Genomic DNA, 6,352 nt, shown 5'->3' with positions numbered 1-6,352 from the left:
GCATCTAAACAGGCAAAATAATCTGTTGCTGAAAATTCACCATAGTGATGGCCTTCAATATCGACAGTAATTTTACATTTTCTTTCAGGAGAGGTTGTCAATCGTAATTCAGCGATAGCGTCTTTATGATTAATTGTAATTGGGATATCGAATTGTTTTCCATTCATAGATAAAAATCCTTTGTTGTTTGCCATTTAACATTCTAATTTATTTTCTATTTACTCATTAATAATTAATCCACTTTTAATCTAATCGTACATATTTATTACTATACAAAAAGATATAAAATCAAATTTACAACCCAATACTCGTGAATGTGCAATTATTAATACTGCTACTGGCGATATTATTTAAACCACAGAACCTTTCATGTACATGATGCCTAATATAGGAAAAATAGTTTACCTGTTTTATCCAATAAAACAATAAAAAAAACCCCTGATAAATAAAATATCAGGGGGGATATCAAAAAAAGACTTAAAATAATATTGAAATATTAGCGATACATTTTGAACATCGACATATCTTTCATGTCGTTAAAGACTTTATAAGAAGCCTGTAATACAGACTCTTCTTGGTAATAATCTGAAATTGCTTGTGTCCAATCTAAGTCGCGCAATTCGCTTAAACGTTTTGCATTTCTTAATGATGTGTCCGCACCTAAATCATCTAAATTATCAAGTTCTTGAAGTTGTAAACCTAACTTCGCTTCAACACTAGAAATATTATTTAATGTTGCGCGGTTAACCCTGTTTGCCGTATCAATTTTCGCTAATGCAGCTTCACGATCAGCTTGAGGTTTACCTGTTAATGGTTCGCGTAATGCAGTAATAGCACTATCTAATGCTTCAAAAATATCAGGTGCTGTTCCTTTACTCCCTGATGATTGTAATGTTTCAATCCCAGTGAAGTTAGTGACCATTTCAATATTACTATCTACTTTTTGGGTAATTTGCTTATCACCACCTTGATAGGTGATTTTGCCAGTTGCATCTGCTACAAAAGGGGGTTTATCTGATTGGAAACCGGCAAAAATATAACGGCCAACCCCATCTTTTGTGTTACCAATACCCACTAGCTGATCTTTTAAACCCTGTAATTGATCTGCTAAAGAGGAACGATCTTCATCACTTAGCGTGGCATCATTACCCGCAGCAATCAGTGTTTCTTGAATTTTGGTTGTAATATTCACCATTTGGCTTGCTAAGCTCATTTGCAAAGACATACTGTTTTTTGCAAATCCACGCGCTGTCGCATACTGTTGGTTACGTGATTCAGATTGTTTCACCATCACGGCTTGAGAAGCTGCCATCGGATCATCTGAGGGTTTCTCAACACGACGACCACTGGAGATTTTGTTTCCTTCAGTCATCCATTTGCTTTGCGAACTGGTGATATTGTCCACTCGCTGACTAAAAATTTGATTTGAACTTAAACGCACCGTGTTATTCCTTATTCTGATGAAGGGTTACTTAGAAAACTTGCATAATCGCATCAAACATACTGTTTGCAGTTTGAATCACTTTCGCATTTGCCATGTAATATTCTTGAATACGATACATTTCACCGTACTCTTCATCCAAGTTCACACCAGAAACAGATTGTTGTTGTGACTGAATACTTTTCGTGATTGATGCCTGTGCATCAAAATCAACTTGTGCGGTATTCACTTTATTACCGACCATACTGATCAGTGAACCATAGCCACCAGCAATCGTTGTTTTTCCATCAATAATTTTTTGGTCAGGTAACTCAAACAGTTTTTTCATGTTTTCGTTATCACTAGGCCCCGTATCTTTAGAGCCAGCCGCCGCAATCTCACTAGGATCTGTTACCGCAACTGACATACCCGCAATCACATTACCCACAGATTGAACAATGAGAGAATCGTCTTTTTGTGCTGTGCCATCGACTTTAATATTCATCCCTTCAAAGGTCAGCTCTTTCTTTGTCGCATCAAATGTGGCGGCAACTTTACGACCACCTGGCTCTACCGTTACATTCCAATTGGTGCCGTCATATTTAACGGTATAGTCAGCCGCTTTCACTGCTTTAGTATCGGTATATTTCACATCAAAGGTTGCGTCACCTTTATTTTTACCATTAGGCATGACGTGAGCACCGCCAAGGTTGAAGAACTCTTTACCTTTATCGCCATTTAAATCAAAACCTTGCTCATGCTGTTTATTAAATTGATCACCCAGCACTAACGCTAATTGGTTTAATTGATTACGACTTGGATCTAACACTTCTTCACGGCTACGATAAGCACCACCCAGTTCGCCACCTTTAATGCGTTTTGCATCTACTTCGCGTACTTCATCAATACCATTGCTATAACCGATAACAAGACGTTCACTGTTTTTGTTTGATGGAATAGCAGAAACTTCATAGGCGCGCGTACCCGAGACTAATGGCAAACCATTTGCAAATGTGACGTTAACAAAACCACCATCTTGTTGCGTCACTTGTACATCAACCAGTGTGTTTAATTCTTGAACTAAACGGTCACGTTGATCTAATAAATCGTTAGGATCAGCGCCATTAAAGCCTTTAGAACGGCTAATTTCGTTATTTAATTTTGCGATTTGCTTTGTATATTCATTGATATTTTTAGAGGTGTTTGTCACCTGACTATTAATATCTTTTTCTAAATCACGTAGCGATTGGTCTGCTTTAGCAAACATATTGACCATGGCTTCTGCTTTACCAATAACCGTTGTACGCGCAGGATTATCTTCTGCATTATTCGTAACATTAGGTAAGCTCGTGAAAAATTCATCAATCGCACTAGAAACGTCATTACCTTTATCGGCTAATAAATCATTAATTTGTGAGATATTTTTGGTATAACTGTTTAAGGCAAATTGTTTTGACGTTGCTCGGTTCATTTGACCAGCAAGGAATTCATTATACTCACGATGAATTCGGCTAACATTAACACCATTACCGATATAACCATTACCGGTCATAGTGCCACTGTTTTCATTAAAAACAGTCATTTGACGGTTGTACCATTTTACATTTTGGTTAGCGATATTATTACTCACAGTGCTCATCGCAGCTTGTGCCGCATTAAGTCCGCTCATCGCTGTATTAATTAAACTGTTGGACATTTGTCTATCCTTTTACGTTTAGTCATCACCCGTATGCACGGAGCATAGCTGGCAAGTTAAATGGATGCTCTGGTCTTTATTATCGGTTCTTCCCCTCTAAACTTGAGGGGAAAATGATTAAAATAGATCGCTTAAATCGTGGGTGTAAGTTTTGGCAACTTGCTCCCCTGATCCTTTTAATTGACCAATAATTGAAACCAGTTTTTTCGCATAACCTGGGTCGGTGGCATAGCCGGCTTCCTGAATACGGTAAGCCGCTTGTTCAGGTGTTTGAGCTTGAGGTACTTTGGCGTAACGAGGACTTTCAGTGATCAATCTGAGGTAATCTTGGATCGCTTCAACATAGGAGCCATAAACACGGAAATTATCACGCATTTTTATCGATTTCCCATTGATCACTTCCGTTGTCATGATATTCGTGACAGGCCCTTTCCAGCGACTTCCTGCTTTAATACCGAACAGGTTATAACTCGGTTTACCATCACCGGTTAGAATTTCACGCTTACCCCAGCCTGATTCAAGTGCAGCCTGAGCAACAACTAAAAGATGGTGTACACCCGTACCTTCTGTGGCTTGTTTTGCAGGTCCTAACAGTTTTGATGCAAAAGAAGCACTGCTTTCAGATAACCCCTTAAGCTTACCTATCGTACTTTCAACGGCATTTTGATAAGGCTGCATCGCACGATAAATTTGTCCCAATGCTTGCGTTGGTATGGATTGGAAAATATCGCTACCATCTAATGGCATCGGTGTTTTGCCCGCCATTTCGCTTGGTTCCATCGTCACTTTGGCAGAAAGTTGTTTTTCTATCATGTCAGCAAAGCCCAAGCCTTTTTGTGATAAGTCTTGAGCAATTTGTTGATCATAAAGAGAGGTGTACATCTTGGTACTTTCTGAGTTGAACATGCTTTCTTGAGGAATAGCATCACGCATGCTTTTTAACATCATTTGAACGAAAACACCTTCAAGTTGCTGCGCCACTTGACGCAGCCCTTGCTGATCAGCATTTTGTCCAACCTGATATTTAAGTTTATTCAATGCATTACTATCATATGCTGGCGATGACATCGTCGGCATTGAAGAAAGCAGAGATAAATCTTTCATCAGATAATCTCCAATCTCGCACGTAAGCAACCCGCGCTTTCCATTGCTTGCAAAATTGACATTAAATCTGTTGGTGTTGCACCCAATGCATTTAATGTGCGGATCACTTCGTTTAAGCTTGCGCTTGCATTCACTTGCTGTAATGAACCACCTTGTTCACTCATATTCACGCTAGTATTACGTGTTACAACCGTGCTCCCTCCCGCAAACGGAGTATTAGGTTGGCTGACATTGACTTGGCTATCAACCGTAACGGAAAGGTTGCCTTGAGCAATAGCACAGCTTCCTAATGTCACATCACGATTCATCACAACAGAACCGGTTCTTGCATTAATGATCACTTTTGCATCTGCAACAACACGCTTAATTTCAAGGTTTTGAACTTCAGCCAAGAAACGTACTTGTTCACTTTTACCAATAGGAACACGTAATTGAACTGTACGGGCATCTAATGGAATAGCCGTTCCCACACCGCGTAATTTATTAACGGTATCCGAGATATGTTGCGCCAATGTGAAGTTTTCTTCATTCAGTTGTAGGTTCAGCAAACCTGTTTGACCAAATTGCGAAGGCAGTTCACGTTCAATGATAGCGCCACTGCTAATACGTCCTCCCGCCAATTGGTTCACTTTAACGCTATTCCCTCCCGCAGATGCTCCTGATCCTCCGACAACAATATTGCCTTGTGCTAAAGCATAAATCTGATTATCAACACCTTTTAATGGTGTCATCAGCAACGTACCACCACGTAAGCTTTTTGCATTACCTAAGGATGAAACCACAACGTCGATTGATTGCCCTGTACGACCAAAAGGCGGTAATTTTGCAGTGACCATTACCGCCGCAACGTTTTTCAATTGCATATTGGTGCCAGGTGGTACGGTGATCCCCAATTGTGAGAGCATGTTATTCAGACTTTGCGTGGTAAACGGGGTTTGCATTGTTTGGTCACCCGTTCCATCTAATCCCACGACCAAACCATAACCAATCAGCGCATTTTCTCTTACCCCTTCAACAGAGGTGAGATCTCTGATCCGTTCGGCATGAGCGGAAAAACCGACACATGTCATCACGATAAAGAAAAGGCTCATCGCTATTTTTTTCATCTGGACCCTACTCATTAAAAAGGTGATACATTTAAGAAGAAGCGTTGTAGCCATCCCATAGACTGCGCTTCGTTGATATAACCGTCTCCGATATATTCAATACGAGCATCAGCAACTTGGGTTGAATTTACGGTATTAGCACCACTGATTGTCCTTGGGTTCACAACACCTGAGAAACGGATAAATTCAGTACCTTGATTGATAGCAATTTGCTTTTCACCGATAACGTGCAGATTTCCATTAGCAAGAAGCTGATCGACGGTAACCGTAATGGTGCCTTTAAAGGTATTGTTCGCATTTGCGCCACCTTTACCGCCAAAGTCACTGTTGCCTTCCATACCCATATCAGCACGGCTATTACCAAACAATCCTTCCAAAAATCTTGGTGTGATTGAAGCAAGGAATCCAGCTTTACCATTACGGCTCGCATTTGCGGATGAGTTTTTGCTTGCACTCACGTTTTCTTGCAATGTAATCGTTAGCGTGTCACCAATATTTCGAGGACGTCTGTCTTCAAATAGAGGTTGATAGCCAAAATAAACAGGCTGAGCTGACTGAAAAATAGAGCCATTAGGTGCAGGTGCTGTTGGTGCCGTTGGAACTGCCGTTGTGTTGCCTTCTACCAACGGTTTTTTAGGTATATGAGCGCATCCCGCCAGTATCAGTACCAACAGGGCGGTACCTAAACGTTGATGACGACGCCATCTGACACTAAGCTTTCTTGCCCCAGAATTGTCAGTAATGACCTTTGTATCCATCTTCGATACTCTTTTAGTAATACGCCTGACAGGAAACCCTGTCAGGCTAATGAACAAACGAAATTAGAGTTGCGTAAGTTTCTGTAACATCTGATCAGACGTTGAAATCGCTTTACTGTTAATTTCATAAGCACGTTGAGTCTGGATCATATTGACCAGCTCTTCAGCTACGTTAACGTTAGAGGTTTCAACATATCCCTGATACAACAAGCCTGCGCCGTTAATACCCGGGGCATTTTCAGTCGGTGCGCCAGAACTTGCGGTTTCT

The 6,352-nt window shown here is 40.5% G+C and carries 6 protein-coding genes; all 6 read right to left on the bottom strand.

The features are described 5' to 3' along the window. Window positions 1-496 precede the first annotated feature (496 nt). Complete coding sequence (gene flgL, locus BHE89_RS07415) at window positions 497-1,441, bottom strand: flagellar hook-associated protein FlgL (protein ID WP_069367477.1); 945 nt, start codon at window positions 1,439-1,441, stop codon at window positions 497-499. 31 nt (window positions 1,442-1,472) lie between these two features. After that, window positions 1,473-3,116: a flagellar hook-associated protein FlgK gene (gene flgK, locus BHE89_RS07410; protein ID WP_069367476.1), complete on the bottom strand. Its 1,644-nt coding sequence runs from the start codon at window positions 3,114-3,116 to the stop codon at window positions 1,473-1,475. Between the two features lie 117 nt (window positions 3,117-3,233). Beyond that, a complete protein-coding gene (gene flgJ / locus BHE89_RS07405; RefSeq protein ID WP_069367475.1) occupies window positions 3,234-4,220 on the bottom strand; it encodes a flagellar assembly peptidoglycan hydrolase FlgJ in 987 nt (328 codons plus the stop codon). After that, complete coding sequence (locus BHE89_RS07400; protein WP_458694208.1) at window positions 4,220-5,311, bottom strand: flagellar basal body P-ring protein FlgI; 1,092 nt, start codon at window positions 5,309-5,311, stop codon at window positions 4,220-4,222. The genes flgJ and BHE89_RS07400 overlap by 1 nt, the downstream gene beginning before the upstream one ends. Window positions 5,312-5,340: 29 nt before the next feature. Further along, a complete protein-coding gene (locus tag BHE89_RS07395; RefSeq protein WP_069367473.1) occupies window positions 5,341-6,084 on the bottom strand; it encodes a flagellar basal body L-ring protein FlgH in 744 nt (247 codons plus the stop codon). Window positions 6,085-6,147: 63 nt separating this feature from the next. Further along, a partial coding sequence (locus tag BHE89_RS07390; protein ID WP_286145974.1) for a flagellar basal body rod C-terminal domain-containing protein occupies window positions 6,148-6,352 on the bottom strand: 205 nt, incomplete at its 5' end.

Origin of the sequence: Shigella sp. FC1967, assembly GCF_001743005.1 — a bacterium.
Lineage (GTDB): Bacteria > Pseudomonadota > Gammaproteobacteria > Enterobacterales > Enterobacteriaceae > Proteus.
Note: the sequence above shows the minus strand (reverse complement) of the source record. Positions and strands in the feature narration are given on the sequence as shown.